The 386-nt window shown below is 56.5% G+C and carries 1 pseudogene; it reads left to right on the plus strand.

The features are described 5' to 3' along the window. Nucleotides 1-247: pseudogene (locus ALO43_RS22510) on the plus strand (1-deoxy-D-xylulose-5-phosphate reductoisomerase); the annotation flags it as partial. Nucleotides 248-386 lie beyond the last annotated feature (139 nt).

A 386-nucleotide genomic window follows, 5' to 3' on the forward strand; every position in this document is an offset into this window, starting at 1 on the left:
CCTGCGGTTAGCGCGTCATGCGGCAGAGGCTGGAGGCAGTGCGCCTGCCATGCTTAACGCAGCCAATGAAGTGGCTGTCGCTGCATTCCTCGATGGGCGTATCCGTTACCTGGAAATCGCCGGTATTATCGAGGAGGTTCTGAATCATGAGCCTGTGACTGCGGTCGAAGGGCTCGACGCGGTGTTTGCCGCGGATGCAAAAGCGCGTTTGCTCGCGGGCCAATGGCTTGAAAGAAACGCGCGATAGCGATCTGATGACCCGTCAGGATTTGAATGAAAGGGTCGATGTGGTGCGTCAACGGCAGGCTTTGAAGTCTGCGATGATTAACACACTGGCCGACCAGTCGGTACCCGGAGAAGGCTGATGAGCGCTTTATACATGATTC

This window comes from Pseudomonas tremae (assembly GCF_001401155.1).
Lineage (GTDB): Bacteria > Pseudomonadota > Gammaproteobacteria > Pseudomonadales > Pseudomonadaceae > Aquipseudomonas > Aquipseudomonas tremae.